Below are 19545 nucleotides of genomic sequence, written 5' to 3'. Positions count from 1 at the left end.
CGACCGGAACTGGATCTTCGGGTTGTGCTTCGACAGCACCTTGGTGATCGCCGCCGTGAGCGTCGTCTTGCCGTGGTCGATGTGCCCGATCGTCCCCACGTTCACGTGCGGCTTGCTGCGATCAAATTTTTCTTTGGCCATAACTCAGCTCTTAGCTCCTAGCTCTGCCTGCTAGCTTTCAAATCCCCGACGAAACCAGATCGTCTCCGTCGCTGCCCTCGCCGGACACGTAGTACGCGCCCAGCACAGTTTCGCGTTCGTACAGCTCGGCTGCGTGAATCAACTGGCTGAACCGTGCCAACTTCTCTGCAGCCGAACGGCGAAATAGCTCAAACTCGATATGCGAACTCCAGAAATCGGTTACTCAAAACCGGCGTTCGCGTTGCGATTCACAACGGAGCTTCGTTCCCAGATAGCCATCCACCGATTCCAGGAACTTGCTCCACAACCCCGCTACACCGAAGACGCGATCAAACCCGGCTTCGCGTCCTTTACAAACCCAAAACTCCCGTACGACGGCAAAGCGCGAACTACCTGCTAGCCGCGCTTTTTCCCTGCACCCGGGCAATGATCTCTTCCGAAACCGCCCTGGGTACCTCCTCATAACGCGCGAAGTGCATTGAGTAGGTGGCGCGGCCCTGGGTGGTGGAGCGCATGTGGGTGGCGTAGCCGAACATTTCCGCCAGCGGCACGATCGCCTTGATCACCTGGGAACCGGCGCGGTGCTCCATACCCTCGATGTGTCCGCGGCGCGAATTCAGGTCGCCGATGATGGTGCCCATGAAGTCCTCGGGCACGACGACTTCCACGTGCATCACCGGCTCGAGCAGCACCGGGGTGGCCTTGCGCGCGGCCTCTTTGAACGCCATGGAGCCGGCGATCTTGAAGGCCATTTCGTTCGAGTCCACCTCGTGGTAGCTGCCGTCGTACAGGATCGCCTTGATGTCGACCATGGGGTAGCCGGCGAGCACGCCGCCCTCCATGGCTTCCTGCATGCCCTGGTCCACCGGCTTGATGTACTCCTTGGGCACGGTGCCGCCGACGATAGCGTTCTCGAACTCGTAGCCCTTGCCGGGGTTGGGCTCGAGCTTGATCTTGACGTGACCGTACTGGCCGCGTCCGCCCGTCTGGCGGATGAACTTGCCTTCAGCCTGCGACGGCCGGCGGATGGTTTCGCGATACGCGACCTGCGGCTTGCCGACGTTGGCCTCGACCGAAAACTCGCGCATCATGCGGTCGATGATGATCTCCAGGTGCAGCTCGCCCATGCCGCTGATGATGGTCTGGCCGCTCTCCGGGTCGGTGTGGACCTTGAAGGTCGGGTCTTCCTGCGCCAGCTTCGACAGCGCCACGCCCATCTTTTCCTGGTCGGACTTGGTCTTGGGCTCGACCGCGACGGCGATGACCGGCTCGGGGAACTCGATGGATTCGAGCACCACTGGATGATTCGGATCGCTGATGGTGTCGCCGGTGGTGACGTTCTTCATGCCGACGGCCGCGCAGATGTCGCCAGCGTAAATCTCGCTGATCTCTTCGCGCTTGTTGGCGTGCATCTTGAGCAGGCGGCCGATGCGCTCGGTCTTGCCGGTGCGCGCGTTGAGCACGGCGTCGCCGCTCTTGAGCTGGCCTGAGTAGATGCGGATGAACGTGAGCTGGCCGACGAACGGGTCGGTCATGATCTTGAACGCCAGCGCCGAGAAGGGTTCCTTATCGTCGGCTTTGCGAACCACTTCCTTCTCGGGGTGGTTCAGGTCGGCGCCGGTAACCGGCGGAATGTCGACCGGCGAAGGCAGGTAGTCAACCACCGAGTCGAGCAGCGGCTGAACGCCTTTGTTCTTGAACGCCGTGCCACAGATCACCGGGAACAGCTTCAGAGCGATGGTGGCGGCGCGCAGGCCCTTCTTGAGTTCCTCAGGCGTAATGGTTTCGCCCTCGAGGAATTTGTGCAGAAGCTCGTCGTCGTTTTCGGCGACAGTTTCCACCAGCTGAGCGTGGAAGGCTTCCGCCTTCTTGCGCAGGTTCTCGGGAATTTCCTGGACTTCGTACTCGGCGCCGAGTGTCTCGTCGTTCCAGATGATGGCTTTCATCTGGATCAGATCGACGACGCCTTTGAAGGCAGCTTCCTGGCCGATGGGGATCTGGATGGCGACGGGGCGGGCGTTGAGGCGCTTGCGGATGGTGTCGACGGCGTGCTCGAAATCAGCACCCATTTTGTCCATCTTGTTAATGAAGCAAATTCGCGGCACGCCGTACTTGTCGGCCTGGCGCCAAACCGTTTCCGATTGCGGCTCAACGCCGTGCACGGCGTCGAACACGGCGCAGGCGCCGTCGAGCACGCGGAGCGACCGCTCCACCTCGGCGGTGAAGTCCACGTGGCCGGGCGTATCGATGATGTTGATGCGGATGTCGCGCCACGTGCAGGTCGTCGCGGCAGACGTAATGGTGATGCCGCGCTCCTGCTCCTGCTCCATCCAGTCCATGGTGGCGGTGCCTTCATGGACCTCTCCCAGCCGGTGCAGCCGGCCGGTATAGAACAGGATGCGTTCCGTCGTGGTTGTCTTGCCGGCATCGATGTGCGCCATGATGCCGATGTTGCGACAACGCTCTAATGGGACTTGCCTGGCCACGTGTTTCTCTTTTCCCTGTGTGTTACCGAATTCGCTCCTGGCTCTTGGTTCCTGGCCAAAAGCTAGAGCCCCGCTGGTTCTTACCAGCGGTAATGCGCGAACGCTTTGTTCGCTTCCGCCATTCTGTGTACGTCTTCCTTCTTCTTGATCGCCGAGCCGCGGTTGTTGGCCGCGTCGAGCAGCTCGTTGGCGAGCTTGTCCTGCATGCCCTTCTCGGTCCGCGCGCGGCTGTAGCTGATGAGCCAGCGGATGGCCAGCGAGGTGCGCCGGTCGGGATTGACCTCGACGGGCACCTGGTAGTTGGCGCCGCCCACGCGCCGCGTCTTGACCTCAAGCAGCGGCTTGGCGTTCTCGACCGCCTTCTTGAACAGCTTCAGCGCTTCGTCGCCGCCCTTCTTCTCCAGCTCCTTCATGGCGCCGTAGAAGATGGCCTGCGCGGTGCTCTTCTTGCCGTCCCACATCATGCAGCTGATGAACTTGTTCGCCAGCGGCGAGTCGTAGACCGGGTCAGGAGCGACTTCCTTCTTCGCGATGTGACCTTTTCGAGGCATACAAAAGTTCTCAGTTCTCGGTTCTCAGTTCTCAGTCAAAGCTGGGAACAGGAACGGTCATTTCTGGCGCTTGGCGCCGTATTTCGAGCGCGACTGCTTGCGGCCGGCGACGCCGACCGCGTCGAGCGTGCCGCGCACCACGTGGTAGCGAACGCCGGGCAGGTCCTTTACGCGGCCGCCGCGGATGAGCACGATCGAGTGCTCCTGCAGGTTGTGGCCGACGCCCGGGATGTAGGTGGTGACCTCGATCCCGTTGGTCAGGCGCACGCGGGCAACTTTGCGCAGCGCCGAGTTCGGCTTCTTGGGCGTCTGCGTGTAAACGCGGGTGCAAACGCCGCGCTTCTGCGGGCTCTGCTGCAGGGCCGGCGAGGCCGTCTTGTACTTCGGCCGGGTGCGGCCCAGGCGAACGAGTTGGTTAAATGTCGGCATTCTGAGTTCTCAGTTCTCGATTCTCAGTTCTCAGCCACGACGCCGGCGCGGACATCACGCAAACGTCCTGACAGCCTGCGCATTGCTGCGCGGCGTCTGTCACGCCCTTATCCCGCATGCGGGCCTGGCCGGCGATTGACTGGCCATGCATCTTCGAACGCAGGACACACGTCCGGAGAGATTCACGATTCCTTGATGGGCCTTCGACGGTGGCGCCAAGCCTTGCGGACGCGCTCCGTTTCGTTGGCCTCGGCCTGCATATCCCCCGAAGACCGGCGGCAGCGCAGGCGCGTTTCAGCGAGGACGCCTTTACGGGCGGGTAACTCGACTACAGCTTAACCGCAGACCACACTGGTAAGCCCAAGCTAACTCGCAGAACCTGTCTAATATAGCAACGGTAAGAGGGTTACGTCAATCGCGGAGGGCACCCAGGGCTCGGCCCGTGCAGCCTCAGCGCCGCAAGTGCCGCTGCGCTAAAAGAATAAAGCCGGCGAAACGCGGAAACGTTCGCTCAGGCGCTTGATGTGGTCCTTGTTCAGTTCTCGTTTTCCGTTCAAACCCTCAACCGCTTCCAGCAAAGAAATGTAATGCCCGTTTTGCTCATCGGAACGGACAACGTCGGGCGCGGGGACACATTTTGCGAAGTGTCAATTGGAATCAGCAGCCATTGCCGGCCAACAGCGAGAGATAAAGGTCCGCTCTCACTCGGCCAGTCCCGCCCACCGGATGGCGTTGAACAGCAGCTTGAACGTGCCCTCGGTCTGGCCGCGGTGCTGGGCGCGGAAGCCGATCATGACCACCTTGCCCTTGCCCTGCTGGAAGGCGACGACGGCGGCCTTGCGCTCCAGGCGCTCGGCGCCGCGAATCCAGCCGGAGGCGAGGATGTCTTCGGCATCCTTGGGGTACCACGCCACGACGGAGCGCTCGGTGTCGGCCATGGGGAGCGAGGTCTGGTAGGCAATGCCGGAGTCGACGAAAGCGGCGGCGGTATGCGGCATGCCGTAGGCGACCGGGTGCGACGGGTCGAGTTCGATGTTAAGCAGCGAGCCGGGGGCGAGGAACTCTTCGCTGCGGACGCGGGCGAGCGAGTTGCGGACGGGAAGGTTGAAGTCGTCAATGATCAGGTCGCCGGCGGCGGCAAGAGTAATGATGGTGCCGCCCTTGGCGACAAAGTCCTTGAGCGCGGCGACGCCTTCGCGGCCGAGTCCGTCCTGGAAGTCAGGCGGGAGGTCGGGGCGATAGCGCGGGCCGCCTTCGCTGTCGGCTGCGGCAGCCGGGCGCGCCGCGCCAGGTTGTGGCGGACGCGGGCCGTTGAACATCATGTCGCGCGAGAGTGACGGGAAGACGATAGCATCGAAGGCGGCGTTGAGGTTGCCGGCGCGGACCGTCTTGCTGTCGATGGGCTTGGGCGCGAAGCCGTACTGCTCGAGCACCCAGCGCGTCCATCCTTCATCGATGTTGCCGCCGGGAACGGTGGGCTGATAGATGGCGGTGCGGACGGCGCGGAGCTTGGCGGTGGGGACCTTGGGGGCTTCTGGCGTGGCGAAGATGTCGAGGTGGTGTTTTATGGCCAGCTCGGCAACGTCTTCGCCGCCCTGGACGATCGCGGTTCCGGCGGCGAATGACTGAGGGCCAATCTTGAACGTTTCTCGCGCAATGCTGATGTTCGTATTCGGCTTGGCGGCGAGCTCATTCAGCACGATCGCGGCCTCGTTCGCTTCGGGTTTGAGCAGCTTGAATGCGCCCTTGCCCACAGCTTCGCCCTGCGGCCAGTCCTTCTCTGTGAGCGGGCGCATCTTCGAAACGGGCGCGCTGTTCCGGGCGACGGGCACACCCATCAACAGCGGCAGCGACCAGGCCGTCATGTCGTACGGCGGAATGAAGTTTGACCCGGGCACGAGCTTGGTTTTTGGGTATCGCTGGACGCCCAGCATCTCACTCACAAACTTGCCGTAGGGCTGCCCTGCCGGAATGACGTAATCTCCCCGCTCGTCTACGAACACCTCCACGCCGTGGTCGCTCATCAAGTGCGCCAGTTTGGCGGCGACAACCGGATCCGGTGAAGCCGCTGATATTTCAAAATGATCGGACGGAGATGCAGCCGCCGCGATCGCATCCTGCGCCATGCTGGCCACGCCGCGCAGGTAGTCTTCGCGGTTCGCGGCGGCGCGCTCCAGCAGCGCGTCACTGATCACCCGCTCATAGTCCATCACGTCGCGCAGGCGCCAGCGTCCGCCAGGCCAGGGATTGGGGAAGCTGACCTGCGGGCCGTACTCCACCAGGCCTTTGGGGCCGCCGGCGAGCTCGGTGGCGGGGATGTTGACGGGCGTGGCGATGCGAGCGGAGGCGGTCTCGGTCAGCAGGCCGAAAATGTTCTTCCACCAGCCGGTGTTGCGGGTGCCGCCGGGCCAATAGGCGTCGAAATCGAAGCTGTGGATCACGCCGGACTTGTGCTGCTCTTCGAGGCGAAAAGCCATGGTGGTGCCAATCAGGTTCACGCCGCGGAAGATGAGCGGGTTGATCGAGGGCGAATACGGCTCGGCGTAAGGCGGGACGAAGATGCGCGGGCCGGTCTCGCCCATCTGGTGCTCATCGAGCCAGATGCTCGGATACCACTCGTGGTACACGGCGTGGTTGATCGCCTTGGTCTCTTTCTGCGTGAGCATGTACCAGTCGCGATTGTTGTCGTGCCCAACGTAGTGGTGGTAGAGGTACGGCATGGGTCCGCCCTCGAAGCGCGTGCCCACGTACTTGCGGTACCAGTCGGTGACCATGATCTGCCCGTCGGGATTGATCGACGGCATGAGCAGCAGGATGACGTTGTCGAGGCGCGACTTCGTGGCGGCGTCCTGTGCGGTGGCGAGCGCGTAGGCCCACTCCATGGCCATCTGGCTGGCGCCGATTTCGGTGGCGTGGATGTTGCACGTGACCAGCACGATGGCCTTGCCTTCGTGCACCAGCGCTTCGATCTGCTCTTTGGACTTGCCGCGCGGGTCGGCGAGCTGGCGGGCGATTTCCTGGTAGCGCTTCTTGTTCTTCAGGTTCTCTTCCGACGAGATCACGGCGATGATCAGGTCGTTGCCGAGCGTGGTCGGGCCTAGGTTCTCGATTTCCACGCGCTTCGACGCCGCGGCCAGCGCCTTGAAGTAGCTGACGATCTGCTTGTAGTCGGCCAGCTGGCGGTCGGCGCCGACTTCGAACTTGAGGAACTGCGAGGGCGGCGGCGGAACGTTCTGCGCCGCTGCTGCAGGAACAAACAGCGAGGCAATCAGCAGGAGGCTGGTGACGCGCGCCGGGCGGCGGGACGCGAAGGACATTTTGGGGTTCTCCGAAAAGCCGGGCATTGTACCGCACGTGAGTTGATCGTGGTCGCAACAAGCTTCGGACGGCGAGCAGAAATCCCCGCGCAAGCCGGAGGAAGGCTTGAGCGGGCCGCCCATCCACCCGGCGGATTCGAGACACGGGGCCGCCTTGCCGAAAAATGGCGCAGAAACTACACTGAAAGTTTCCAATGTGCCTGCGTTCCATAGACACCCGCGTCTTCGGCGCGGGTGAGGTTTGTAGGCGGGCGGAACCGTCTGTGTCCCAAACGGCCGGACGGGGAGGAGCGATGACGGGTTTCGGGGAACGAGTTCGCCGCGCGCCGGCCCTGGCCGCCGGCATGGCGCTGCTTTGCCTGTGGACAGCCTGCGGCGGCGGGAGCAGCAGCACCACCGATAACAGTCAGAAGCCAGGCTTCCCCAACCACGTGACACTCACACCGGCCACGGTATCTATCAATAAGGGAGGCGTCACCAGCCTCACGGCCCAGGTCCAGGACATCAACAACAACGTGGTCGCGAACCAGACGATTACTTTCACGTCGAGCAACACAGCCGTGGTGAGCATCGCGAACAGCGGGTTGGTTTGCGGCGGGACGTGGGACTCGCTGACCACTCCGGTGGTATGTACGCCGGGGCCCGCGGGACAGGCACAGGTGACGGCGAAGGCGGGGTCGCTGACCAGTCCGCCGGTGACGGTATTCGTTCACGACCGCGTGGACAACATTACGGTGAGTCCGGCGAACCTGAGCGGCTGCCTGTCGAACGCGCAGACCCAGCAGTTCACGGCGCAAGCTTTCGCCAACGGCCAGGACATCACGTCCAGCGTCGGCTCATTCTTCTGGCAGACCACGAACCAGACGGTGGTGACGGTGAACGCGACGACCGGACTGGCGACGGCGGCGGCGCCGGGACGCGCCGGCATTTTTGCCAGCGTGGGTACGGTCAACAGCGCGCCGGTGAACTTCGACACCTGCGCGGTGCAGGCCATCTCGACGCATGTGCAGAACGGAACGGACACAACCGTGACGCTGGCGGCGGCCGCCACGGCACAGCTGGCTTCCGACGTGACCGACAGCGCAGGCGTGACCATTCCTTCGGCCTCGCTTACCTACAATTCCTCGGCCCCGGCGGTTGCGACGGTGGTGGCGGGCGGGTTGATCAGCGGTATCGCGCCGGGCACGGCGACGGTGATCGCATCGTGCACGCCGCCAAGCTGCAACTCGAACCTCGGGCGGGCGGTGTACGGCAATCCGATCACGATCACCGTAACCGGCACGGCGAACTCGACGACGGTGCTGGCGGCCAGCAGCGCGGGCACATCGATGGTGCCGATCGATACCAGCACGAACACGGCCGGCACGGCAATCACTCTTCCCTCGGCTCCCAATTCGCTGCTGATCAACCCGGCGGGCAATCGCGCCTTCCTGGGCAGCGCCGCGGGGTTGATGACGGTTGACCTGACGACCAACGGCGTATCGCAGGTGCCGCAAGTGCCGGGCAAGGTCCTGGCGATTTCGCCCGACGGAGTGAAGGTAATCGTCTCTGACGTGGCCGGCGGGCGCGTGCGCGTGTTCGACACCGGCTCGAACCTGGTGGAGACGTTCATCATCGGCAACGCGATCTCGGCGGACTTTTCGCCTGACAGCTTCAAGGCATTCATCGCAGCGGGCAACACGCTGTTTGTGTACTCGCCGCAACTGGTGCTCAGCAACGTGCCGCCGCTGCCGGTGGCGCCGCGGAGCGTGGCGTTCCTCGACCAGGGATCGTTCGCATACGTGGCGGGCGGATCGGCGTCGGCGATCACGGTGCGCGCCAACTGCGACAACAGCCAGCGCGACACGCTGGCCACGCCGGGTACGGCGACGCTGATGGCGTCGCTGCCGAACGCAACCCAGATGCTCGCCGTCGACAGCCCCGGGATTGACGTGATTACGCCGGCCATCACCGCTTCCACCAGCGGCCAGCAGTGTTTTCCCAACCTGAACGAGGCCCTCGTCTCGCGCGACTTCGGACAGGGCGGCTTCAACGCGACGCAAATCCTGACCACGCTCGACAGCTCGCGCGCCTTCGTGCTGTCGAACAAGCCAAGCATTCTCGTTTACAAGTCGGCGGACAAGACAACGTCCACGATTCCTCTCGCCAACGGCGCGACGCCGTTGACCGGCGGCCTGCTAGTGGACGGCTCGCAGATGTACGTCGGCGCCAGCGACAGCAACGTGCATCGCATCGACCTCGGCGCCAACACCGACGCGCAGCAGATCTCGGTGGGATTTGTGCCCGATTTGGTGGCCGTGCGCCCGAAGTAAAATCCTCTTCAACGCAAAGACGCAGAGGCGGCAAAAGCTCGGCCTGAGGATGACTTCCGCCAGGAATGGTTCGCTCGGCGTGCTCGGTACTCCGGGGTGAATGGCGCTTACGTCTGCGGGACGCGCTTGAGTTCGCGCGCTACGCTGTCGAGCACGCCGTTGATGAACTGCACCGACTCGGGTGCGGAAAAGCGGCGGGCGATTTCCAGCGCCTCATTGATGATGATCGCGGCAGCCGTCTCGGGATAAGCGAGCATTTCGGCTACGCCGGCGCGAAGAATGTTGCGGTCCACGGCGGACATGCGGTCCACCCGCCAGTTTTCGGCGTGCTGCTCGATGAGCTGATCGATTTCCGCAGCGCGCCCGGTGCCCGCCCCAAAAATGGATTCGGTGAAGCCGCGGACCTCGTCGGTGATGTCGGCGCGCTCGGCCCAGAAGGTCTTGCGGACCTGATCGGGCGACTGCTTCGCCATGTCGGCCTGAAAAAGCATCTGCAGCGCGAGCTCGCGGGATTTGCGGCGGGTGCCCATGCTTTCGATAGTAACAGTGATTGGCGACGAGGGATTTGGTCGTCGGTCGTCGGTCGTCGGTTAAAGGCTAAGCCAAAGAAGCAACTCAATGGCGACGGTGTCTGCGTTTGGCCGCTTTGCCGAGAGCCGACTGCCGAGGGCCGACAATGTCTTTCAGATTCGCCATCTCCACCGCCGAGAGCGCCGCCTCGAATCCCTTGTTGCCGCCCTTGAGGCCGGCGCGGTCGATGGCCTGCTCGAGCGTGTCGCAGGTGAGGACGCCGAAAGCATGGGGCACGCCGGTTTCCTGGGCCGACTGGCCGATGCCGCGGGCGCACTCGTTGGCGATCACGTCGTAGTGCGCGGTGTCGCCGCGGAGCAGGCACCCAAGGCAGATGATGGCGTTGAAGCGGCGCGAGGCCGCGAGCTTGCGGGCGGCAATCGGAATTTCGAAGCTGCCGGGGACGTGCACGACTTCGAGGTCGCCTTTTTTCGCGCCGGAGCGGCGCAGAGCGTCGAGCGCGCCCGCGAGCAGGCGCTCAGTGATGAAGGCGTTGAAGCGCGCCACGACGATGCCGAAGCGTTTGCCGGCGGCGGAGAGCGAGCCGGCGTTGCTTGTTGGCTCGGGCTTGGGCTCGTACGAGAACACGGCAACACGCATGCCGCCGGCGGCCTCGAGAATAAAGAGCCGCGCGCCCCACTCCTGGTCTGAAATTTTCTGAACGATGCGCAGCTTGCGATTCTTCGCCAGCTCGAAGTAGGCGTCGGCGCTATCGACTTCCAGCACCAGTTCGGCGTCTGGGAAGCCGCGGCCGTGTCCGATCTCAATACCGCCGAGGGGCGCGCGCAATTTCGCGCCCCGGCTGCGCTTCTCGTTCCACGCATCGCACTGCTCGAGACCCAGCGATTCGAACAATTCAACGACCGAAGAAAATTCGCGCTCGGAGCGGGCGACGCGGAGATGGTGGAGGGAGAGAATCATCTGTCAATTGCCGATTTGCGGAACTGCGGAACTGCCGAATTGAAAGCCGAATGGAAAACCACTGCCGCCGTTCTTGGCAATTCGGCGCTTTCGCAATTCGGCAGTTCGGCGGTGTTTCACTTCCCCTTGAACTGTGCCGGGCGCTTTTCCAGGAATGCGCTGGTGCCTTCTTTCTTGTCCTCGGTGGCGCAGGCGACCGCGAAGAGTGTTGCTTCCAGGTAGAGCCCTTCTGAAAGTGGCATCTCCATGCCGTGGTTCACGGCTTCAAGCGTGTACTGCACGGCGAGCGGCGCATTGGCGATGATCTTCTGCGCGATGGCTTCGGCGCGCGGGATCAACTCGGCGGGCGCCGTGACTTCATTCACCAGGCCGATGCGGTGCGCTTCCTGGGCGGTGATCATGTCGCCGGAAAGCAGGATCTGGTTCGCCAGGCCCTTGCCAACCAGGCGCGGCAGGCGTTGCGTGCCGCCGTACCCAGGAATGATGCCGAGCTTGACTTCGGGCTGACCCAGCTTCGCATTCTCACTGGCCAGACGAAAGCTGCAGGCCATGGCGATCTCGCATCCGCCCCCGAGGGCGAAACCGTTGATGCAGGCGATGACCGGCTTGCCCAGGTTCTCGATCAGGTCGAGCACGGCCTGGCCGCGATGCGTGTACTCCTTGGCGGAAACCGGATCCTGCTTGGCCAGTTCGCCGATGTCGGCGCCGGCGATGAAGGCCTTCTCGCCCGCGCCGGTGAGCAGGCCGACGCGTATGGCCGCATCTTCTTGAATGTCGCTGAAGGCCTGCCGCAGGTCTTCCATCGTCGCCGCGTTCAGGGCGTTGAGGACCTTCGGTCGGTTGACGGTGACCGTGGCGATGGGCCCTTTTTTCTCGAAAATGATGTTTTCAAAGGTCATAAGCGCCAAGCCTGCTTACCACGGATGAACACGGACTACACCGACCACAACCAAAAACCGTACCGCGGACTGACGCGGAGAATTCTGTTCTGATTTCCCCGAATCCTCACTTCTCCCCGGCTCCGCGCCTCCGCGGTTCGACAAAAACCTCAAAACTCCCCCGGCACCGGGTTCTGCGGGTCCGACCAGTCGTAAAACCCTTTGCCCGTTTTCTTCCCGTACCAGCCGGCCAGCACCAGGCGTTTGAGCAGCGGCGGCGAGGCGAAGCGGCGCTCCTTGAACTCGTCGTACATCACGTGGGTGATGTAGTACGTGGTGTCGAGGCCGACGAAGTCGAGCAGCGTGAACGGGCCCATCGGATATCCGCAGCCGAGCTTCATGGCGTTGTCGATGTCGGGGATCGAACCCACGCCCTCTTCGTAGGCGCGGATGGCGTCGAGCAGGTAGGGCACCAGCAGGCGGTTCACGATGAATCCCGTTTTGTCCGAGGTGCGCACCGGAACTTTGCCCAGCCTTTTGCCGAACTCGACGGCGGTGTCGAGGACCGCCGGATCGGTAGCGATGGTACGCACGACCTCGACCAGCTTCATGAGCGGCACGGGGTTGAAGAAGTGCAGGCCGATGAAGCGCTCGGGGCGCTTGGTCGCCGTCATCAGCTCGGTGATGGAGATGGACGAGGTATTGGAGGCGAAGATGGCATCGCGCTTCACGATGGAGTCCAGCGCCGAGTGCATCTTCTTCTTTTCTTCAACGTTCTCGATGATGGCTTCAATGACGATGTCACAGTCGGCGAGGCCGCTCTTGTCGGTGGTACCCTGCAGACGAGCGCGGATTTCTTTCGCCTTTTCGGGCGTGATGCCGCTCTTGTCGGGCTTCTCGGCCAACTTCGCGAGCGACCTCTCGATGCCGGCGAAGCCTTTGTCGAGAAAGCGCTGCTCGGCCTCGAGCACGGTGACGTCGCAACCCGCAGTGGCTGCGACCTGGGCGATGCCGGAGCCCATGAGACCGCAGCCGAGTACGCCGACCTTTTGAATTGCCATAGAGATCAAAACCTCTTACCGCGGCTTTGCTTTGCTCTTAGATCCCGAGCGAAGCGAGGGACCTATACCCCAAGCAAACACTTCGGGCGAAAGATCACGCCATGACGGATTCGTGCCCACAAATAACGCGATTTTCTTCTCGCGACGGTATGCCTTGATCTGAATTTCACGGCGTCGCGCCGCATATGAATCAGTCATCTTTTCGAAGCACATCAAGCGATTGATCTTGTACCGCTTTGTAAACCCGTCGAACACGCCGTCTTTATGCTCGCGCAAACGGCGCGGCAAATGGTCGGTGAGGCCGACGTACAACATCCCTGAGAGACTAGCGAGAATGTAGACGTAGTAGAACAGCCTGCCCTTCGCAATCGGTCGTGGCAAGGTATGGTTCCCTCGCTTCGCTCGGGATAATCTAAGAAAGAGCCTCCACAATCACTGCAATTCCCTGCCCGCCGCCAATGCACGCCGTTGCGAGTCCGTACTTCTTTCCACGCCTGCGCAATTCGTACAGCAGCGTAATCACCAGCCGCGTGCCGGTCGCGCCCAACGGATGGCCGAGCGCGATGGCGCCGCCGTTCACGTTGGTCTTGTTGCGATCGAGGCCGAGTTGCTTTTCGACAGCGAGGTACTGGCCGGCGAAGGCTTCGTTCACTTCGACCAGGTCAATGTCGTCGAGCTTCAGCCCGGCTTTTTGCAGGGCGATCTTCGAGGCCGGCACCGGGCCCGAGCCCATGATCTTCGGCTCGACGCCGGCGATGCCCCAGCTGACGAGGCGGCCGAGCGGCTTGAGTCCACGCTTCTGCGCGCTTTCGAGCGGCATGAGGACGACGGCGGCGCCGCCATCCACGATGCCGCTGGCGTTGCCGGCGGTGACGCTGCCGTCTTTGCCGAACGCGGGCTTCAGCCTGGCAAGGCCTTCGAGCGTGGTTTGCGGGCGGCGGTGATCATCCTCGGAAAACGACTCGCCGGTGGGCTGGCCTTTGCGATCGACGAGCTGCACGGGGACGAGTTCTTCCTGGATGCGTCCGGCCTTGTAAGCCGCGTCGGCGCGCTGCTGCGAGAGCAGCGCAAACTCGTCCATGTGCTGGCGCGTGATGCCGTGCTGGCTGGCGTAGAGCTCGGCGGTGTTGGCCATGTAGAGGCCGCATTGGGTGTCGAGCAGCGCGACCATCAGCGAGTCTTCCAGCTTGCCTTCGCCCAGGCCCAGCCCCCAGCGCGCGCCGCGGATGACGTGCGGCGCCTGCGACATGCTTTCCATGCCGCCGGCGAGCACGGTCTTTGCTTCGCCGAGCTGGATCAGTTGCGCGCCGCTCACAATGGCCTGCATGCCGGAGCCGCACAGGCGGTTCACGGTAAGCGCCGGCGTTTCGATGGGCAACCCGGCTTTGAGCGCGACGTGGCGGGCGCCGTAGAGCGCGTCGCCCGACGTCTGCTGCGCGTTGCCGAAGACCACATGGTCGAACTCGGCGGGCTCGATGTTGGCGCGCTGAATGGCGCACTTGCCGGCGATCGCGCCGAGTTCCTGCGCGCTGAAGTCGCGCAGTTTGCCGCCGTATCGGCCCATGGGCGTGCGCGCCCCGGCGACGATGGCGATGTCCTGCGGCTGGAACATGGAAGACCCTACAGATGAAGTCCGCTTGCGCGGGGAAACACGTCAGTTTAGCAGAAGAGCGATTCACCGCGGAGGCGCGGAGACACGGAAATATTCCATCTCCAACCCGTTCGTGCAGGGGCGGAATGCATAGGTCCTGGGCCGGCAAGAGGCGCGGGCCCAGAATGACCCATCCACTAGCTTGGACACTTCACCACACTCTGCACGCATTCTGCCGCGCCATGGGCTGGCCGGCTTTGCAACTGAAGGCCTTGGCGAAGTCCTCCGAGTTGCTGATCACGTTGTTCACACGGTACTTGTTGAGCGAATGCGGATTGGTCAGGACGACGGTGCGCATGACCTGCGGGCGCAGCGTGCCGCACCACTGGTTGGCATAAGAAAGGAAGAAGCGCTGGCGCGGCGTCCAACCGTCGGCCCCTTTGTCGTCGAGGCCCTTGCCATCCTGCTTGAGCGCCTCGGTGAGAGCCATGAAGGCGATGCGCAGGCCACCGTTGTCGGCTGTGTCTTCGCCCTGGGTGAGCAGGCCGTTGGTCTTCACCCCCAGTTCAGGGACGTCTTCGGTGTACTGGTCGGCGATGCACTTGCCGCGCTTCTCGTACTCGGCCGCGTCCTTCTCCGTCCACCAGTCCTGGAGATTGCCCTTGGCGTCGAATTTGCGGCCCTGGTCGTCGAAGCCGTGCGTGATCTCGTGGCCGATGACGACGCCAATGGCGCCGTAGTTCACCGCTTCGTCGCGATCGGCATCAAAGAACGGCGGCTGCAGGATGCCCGCAGGAAAGTTGATGGTATTGAGCTGCGGATCGTAGTAGGCGTTGATGGTGGGCGGCGTCATCTGCCACTCGCTCCGGTCCACCGGTTTGCCGATCTTGTTGATGTTGCGGTGGAACTCGAAGGCGGTGGCCTGCGCCACGTTGGCCGGATAGTTTTTCGGAACGACCTTCACGCTGGAGTAGTCGCGCCAGCGGTTCGGGTATCCGATCTTCTCTTCGATGGCCTTGAGCTTTTCCTGGGCGCGCTGCTTGGTGCCGGGCGTCATCCAGTCAATCTCCTGGATGTCGCGGCCGAGGGCGTCTTCGATGCCCTTCACCATGCGCAGCATGCGCTGCTTGCTCTCCGGCGGGAAGGCGCGATCCACGTACGCCTGCCCGAGCGCTTCGCCCAGGTCGCGGTCCACCACCCGCACGCAACGGCGCCACTGCGGCTGGAGCTTCTGTGAGCCGAACAGCGTGCGGGCGAACATGTCGAAGTTTTCGTCGATGATGGGCTTGCTCAGGTAGGGCGCGGCGCCGTGCAGCTCGTGCCACCGCAGATACGTCTTCCAGTGGTCCAGCGGATGCGTCCTGAGTGCCGTTTCCAGTCCGCGGAAGTAGTCGGGCGAGCTGACCAGGTAGTGCTTGGTCGCGGGCGTGTTCAGCGCCTTGAAATAGCGCGGCCAGTCGAACGACGGGGTGAGCGCGCGAAGCTGAGCGAGCGACATCTTGTTGTTCAGGTTCTTCGGGTCGCGGCGCTTCACGTTGTCCATCTGCGCCCTGGCCAGATCGGTTTCGATGGCGAGCACCACGCCGGCGTCGGCCGTGGCCTGCTGCTCAGGCTCACCGGCGAGCACGAACATCTTCTTTACGTGCTCCTGGTACTTGGCGCGGATGTCTTTGGAGCGCTGATCGTCTTTCAGGTAGAAGTCGCGGCCGGGCAGCGCGGGGCCGCCCTGGTCAACCTGCGCGACCACGAGCGAAGCGTCGTCGAGGTCCTGTCCGCCGGAGAAGCCGAACAGCGGCGCGTTGGACTGATTGTTGTCGCCCTGCCATGCGCCGGGATAGCTGGAGTGCAGGCGAACGATCACGTCCACGATGCCGGCCTTGCTCTTGAGAGCGGCCGTCTGCGCCAGACCGGCGGCGATGGGCTTGATGCCGGAGGCGTCGCGGTTCTCCAGGTCCATGCACGCGGCGTAGTAGTCGCCGATCTTCTGTTCCACCGCATTTCGATTGGGATTGCTGGGCGAGTTCTTCTCAAGCGTCTGCCGCAGCACGCTCTCATTCCATATCTGCAGCGGGCTGGCGGTGCTCCACGTGGCCTGGTCCGCCGGGATGGGATTCACGGAGGTCCACTTGCGGCAGGCGTATTCGAAGAAGTCGGTACAGGGGTCGGCCGACTTGTCGGGCTGATTGGGATCGAAGTGGTTCAGGGTTGGAAGTGGATCGGAACCGGACTGCGCCGCCGCCGCGAGCGCCAATGCAAATATGGTGATGAGCAACGCCGTCCTGCGCATAGCAAACGCCTCCGAAAGAGCGCGCACAGTTTAGCAGCGGAACCAAGAAATTGGGCGACTGGCGGCTTTTTGCTGCGCCATTCGTCCCTGGGGCGAGCCGTGATTTCGATTCGTGGTCGCGTGCCGGCGGGCGAGGCCGCCGCTACGTTCTAGCGGACAATCCCGTGGTGCACTGCTCGCGGGCGGGGTCGCCCGCGTCCGCACGGTTCGGGGAAGTTAGGCCACAGCGGCGTTTTCAAAGCTGGCGGCCAGCGACTTGGCGTTGTTGCCGCCGGCGGCGCGCGCCGACTCCAGCGCGCCTTCCACGCGATTGATGAGCTCGGTAACGATGTCGACCGGATCGAAGCGCGCTTGAAGCACGGCTTCGGCGATGCCGATGGTTATGGGCAGCGGATTATCCGTACCGGGCACGCGCATGTTGCCCAGGAGCTTGCGCAGCTTGTCCACCACGAAGAAGGCGTTCTTGTCGTTGGTGTCGGAGAGCAGCAGCGCAATCGTGGAGCGGTCGTAGCGCACGGCTACGTCGTTCTGGCGGACGTGGGAACAAATGGTTTGCCCGGCCTGCTGCAGCATGCTTTCGACGACCGAGTCGTTCAGTTCGCGCAGCAGCGCCGGCGTGCCGAACTGCATGAGCATGAGCGTCATGGGCGAGTTCTGCTGCAGGGAGTGGCGCGTCTCCGAGAGCAGGACGTCGAGATAAGACGAGCGCTTGAGTAGGCCGGAGTTTTCGTCGGTCACGGCGAGCGTCTTCATCAGGCTGCGCAGGCGCGCGTTGCTGACAGCCAGCGCCATCTGGTCGGCGATGGTCTTGAGGACGACGACGTCGGTCTGGCGCCACGATCGCGGGGAGCCGCACTGCTCCATGATGAGGATGCCGGTGTGCTGCTCCGATTCCAGCAGCGGCACGGCGAGCACGGACTCGATGCCCAGCGTCTGTACCGCGTCGGCAATCATGGCCAGCTCGCCGGCCGATTTGACGTTATCGAGCCGCACTGAGCCCTTGGCTACCACCACTGACTGCAGCGTGGCGATCAGCTTCAGGTTGGCCATCACGTCGGAAGGCGCGACGCCGGCGGCGCAGTACTCCAGCGAGGCCGAGGGCGGCTTGCCGGGCGTGCACAGCGCGGCCACGGCGCGGCTGACATTCCAGTGGCGGCCAATGTCGTTCACCGCCGCGAAGAGCACGCCCTTCACATTGCCCTGGCGATAGATGTTGCGCGTGATCTCGGTGACGCGGGCGAAGTTGTCAACCGCGGCTTCGTCGGCGACGGCCTGCGGCACCGGAGTTACGGAAGGCGGCGGAGCGGCAGCAGCGGGCGCAGCCGCGGCGGGACGGGCAGGCGCCGCAGCGGGCAGGCCTCCTTCGTACTTGGGCAGGAAGCCGGCGTTGGTGTAGAGCGTGCGCAACTTCATGTTCTTCTCTTCTTCGCCGGGGAAGAGGCGGCTCACGCGCTCCAGCCGCTCTACCGCTCGCGACCGCATGGAGTACTGCAGGAAGATTTCCGCCTGCAACATGAGGTCTTCGAGCACGGTGGGCTCGGAGTCGACTACTTTCTGGTCTTTTTCGGCATCGCTCTGCTGCACCATGGCGCCGAAGCGGTTGGCGATGGCGTTGAAGCGGTTGGGATCGATTTTGCCGCGCAGCATCTCCATGCGGCGCTGGTGGCCGGCCTCGTAGGGATCGACCTCGGCGGCGCGGTCGAGCGCGTCGCCCGCCCGGAGAAACTGGCCGGCGGCGTAGTAAAGATCGAACAGTTTGATGAGCGTGGAGCAGTAGTCCTGCTCGCGATTGGCGGAGTTGAAGGTCTCGACCAGGTACTCGAGGAAATCGACCTTGAGCGGATGCTGGTCAGACATCTCCTTGATCAGATTGATGTACTCGCGGCGGCGGCCGCGCTTCTGCTCCGACTGCTCGAGCGCGTGGGCGAGGCTGAGCGCCTTGGCGTCCTGGTCGGCGTCGATCAGCGTTCCGATGAGCAGCGCCACGTCTTCCACGCGGCTGGGATCGGCCTGAAAGAGAGCGCGCACGAGCGGCTCGGCCTCTAGCGGGCGCTGCGCGGCCATGAGCGCGCGCGCGTAGGCGTCGCGAATTTCCAGGGAAGCGTTCGGGTCGCGGCCGAACGGCTCGAGCACGTGCAGGGCGTCATCAACGCGCTTCTGCTGGAGATACGCCTGCCCGCAGGCCAGCGCGGCATGCGCGTTCTGGGAATCGAGCCTGTAAGCGCGCTCGTACCAGGAGAGCGCATCCACTCCCGCCTGCTGCTGCAACTGCCCGGCGCGGAAGAACGATTCGGCGGCGCTGGCCCTCTCGCCCAGCGATTCGGCGAGTTCGGCTTCGCGGGTGAGGTGGTCGAACGAGGGATCGAGCGCGACCAGGCGCCGGCGCGCCGCCAGGGCGCGCTTCTTGTCGCCGGCGGCTTCGAAGTCCCGGGCGGAGGCTTCGAAGGCCTCCAGCGCTTCGCGCTTGCTCGACTTCTCGGAGAACTGGGCGAACTGGAAGGTCTGCTCCGTGGTCGGCTTGCCGCTGCGCGCCATCCGCTTATACGTAATGATGGCCCGGGGGCCGTCGCCCACGGCGGCCTCGTGGTCGAACATCTCGCTCAGCAGGCGGAAGGCCTCGTCGGTGCGGCCCAGGGTGATGCACAGGTCGGCAGCTTTGGCGCGGACGGCCTCGTTGCCCGGCTCGCCGCCGAGGATCTCGAAATACTCCTCCAGGGCGGCGTCAGGCTTGCCTTTCTGCAGGTATTTTTCGGCTTTTTCGAGGCGCTTGGCGATGTCCGACATGGGGTCCCGGTTGACGAAAGCGGCGAAAACGGGCTGCTGCGGCGCTGGCTGCCCGCGTATTGTAAGCGCAAGCCAACAAGGCCAGCAATCAGCAAAACCCCCAAAGCGCGCGGAGCGGAACAGGGCAATTCGCGCATGGGAACGCGTGGCGGAGATGGGGCAGCCGCGGGCTAAATCGGCCGCTGCCCGCGGATTAGGGCGCGAGTTAAGGCGCTCC

General features: G+C 63.6%; 15 protein-coding genes. 1 reads left to right on the top strand and 14 read right to left on the bottom strand.

Annotated elements, in window-relative coordinates:
• The 6 genes from VFA60_03840 to VFA60_03815 all read right to left on the bottom strand — a co-directional run.
• A partial coding sequence (locus tag VFA60_03840; protein ID HZQ90904.1) for a GTP-binding protein occupies positions 1 to 141 on the bottom strand: 141 nt, incomplete at its 3' end.
• A 37-nt stretch (positions 142 to 178) separates the two neighbouring features.
• Complete coding sequence (locus VFA60_03835) at positions 179 to 301, bottom strand: hypothetical protein (protein ID HZQ90903.1); 123 nt, start codon at positions 299 to 301, stop codon at positions 179 to 181.
• Between the two features lie 229 nt (positions 302 to 530).
• Entirely contained in the window at positions 531 to 2627 is a 2097-nt protein-coding gene (gene fusA / locus VFA60_03830; protein HZQ90902.1) for an elongation factor G, read from the bottom strand.
• Positions 2628 to 2707: 80 nt separating this feature from the next.
• Entirely contained in the window at positions 2708 to 3178 is a 471-nt protein-coding gene (gene rpsG, locus VFA60_03825; protein ID HZQ90901.1) for a 30S ribosomal protein S7, read from the bottom strand.
• A gap of 57 nt (positions 3179 to 3235) precedes the next feature.
• Positions 3236 to 3607, bottom strand: a complete 372-nt coding sequence (rpsL, locus tag VFA60_03820; GenBank protein HZQ90900.1) for a 30S ribosomal protein S12 — start codon at positions 3605 to 3607, stop codon at positions 3236 to 3238.
• Between the two features lie 701 nt (positions 3608 to 4308).
• A complete protein-coding gene (locus VFA60_03815) occupies positions 4309 to 6924 on the bottom strand; it encodes a M14 family metallopeptidase (GenBank protein HZQ90899.1) in 2616 nt (871 codons plus the stop codon).
• 293 nt (positions 6925 to 7217) lie between these two features.
• Between VFA60_03815 and VFA60_03810 the strand changes: the two genes are divergently transcribed.
• Positions 7218 to 9236, top strand: coding sequence for an Ig-like domain-containing protein (locus VFA60_03810; protein HZQ90898.1), 2019 nt, complete (start codon positions 7218 to 7220; stop codon positions 9234 to 9236).
• 107 nt (positions 9237 to 9343) lie between these two features.
• On the opposite strand, the gene nusB is transcribed toward VFA60_03810, so the two are convergent.
• The 8 genes from nusB to VFA60_03770 form a co-directional block, all read right to left on the bottom strand.
• Positions 9344 to 9766 (bottom strand): transcription antitermination factor NusB, encoded by a 423-nt coding sequence (nusB, locus tag VFA60_03805; protein ID HZQ90897.1) that lies wholly within the window; start codon positions 9764 to 9766, stop codon positions 9344 to 9346.
• Between the two features lie 85 nt (positions 9767 to 9851).
• Entirely contained in the window at positions 9852 to 10727 is an 876-nt protein-coding gene (gene ribH, locus VFA60_03800; GenBank protein ID HZQ90896.1) for a 6,7-dimethyl-8-ribityllumazine synthase, read from the bottom strand.
• Positions 10728 to 10843: 116 nt separating this feature from the next.
• Entirely contained in the window at positions 10844 to 11626 is a 783-nt protein-coding gene (locus VFA60_03795; protein HZQ90895.1) for an enoyl-CoA hydratase-related protein, read from the bottom strand.
• Between the two features lie 149 nt (positions 11627 to 11775).
• Complete coding sequence (locus VFA60_03790) at positions 11776 to 12666, bottom strand: 3-hydroxyacyl-CoA dehydrogenase family protein (protein HZQ90894.1); 891 nt, start codon at positions 12664 to 12666, stop codon at positions 11776 to 11778.
• A gap of 15 nt (positions 12667 to 12681) precedes the next feature.
• Positions 12682 to 13047, bottom strand: coding sequence for a GIY-YIG nuclease family protein (locus VFA60_03785; GenBank protein HZQ90893.1), 366 nt, complete (start codon positions 13045 to 13047; stop codon positions 12682 to 12684).
• 31 nt (positions 13048 to 13078) lie between these two features.
• Positions 13079 to 14278 carry an acetyl-CoA C-acetyltransferase gene (locus tag VFA60_03780; protein HZQ90892.1) on the bottom strand — a complete coding sequence of 400 codons (1200 nt, stop codon included), beginning with the start codon at positions 14276 to 14278 and terminating at the stop codon, positions 13079 to 13081.
• A gap of 190 nt (positions 14279 to 14468) precedes the next feature.
• A complete protein-coding gene (locus tag VFA60_03775; GenBank protein ID HZQ90891.1) occupies positions 14469 to 16544 on the bottom strand; it encodes a M13 family metallopeptidase in 2076 nt (691 codons plus the stop codon).
• Between the two features lie 216 nt (positions 16545 to 16760).
• Positions 16761 to 19328, bottom strand: coding sequence for a tetratricopeptide repeat protein (locus VFA60_03770; protein ID HZQ90890.1), 2568 nt, complete (start codon positions 19326 to 19328; stop codon positions 16761 to 16763).
• Positions 19329 to 19545: the final 217 nt, after the last annotated feature.

It is taken from the genome of Terriglobales bacterium (assembly GCA_035651995.1).
Lineage (GTDB): Bacteria > Acidobacteriota > Terriglobia > Terriglobales > Acidobacteriaceae > DASRER01.
Note: the sequence above shows the minus strand (reverse complement) of the source record. Positions and strands in the feature narration are given on the sequence as shown.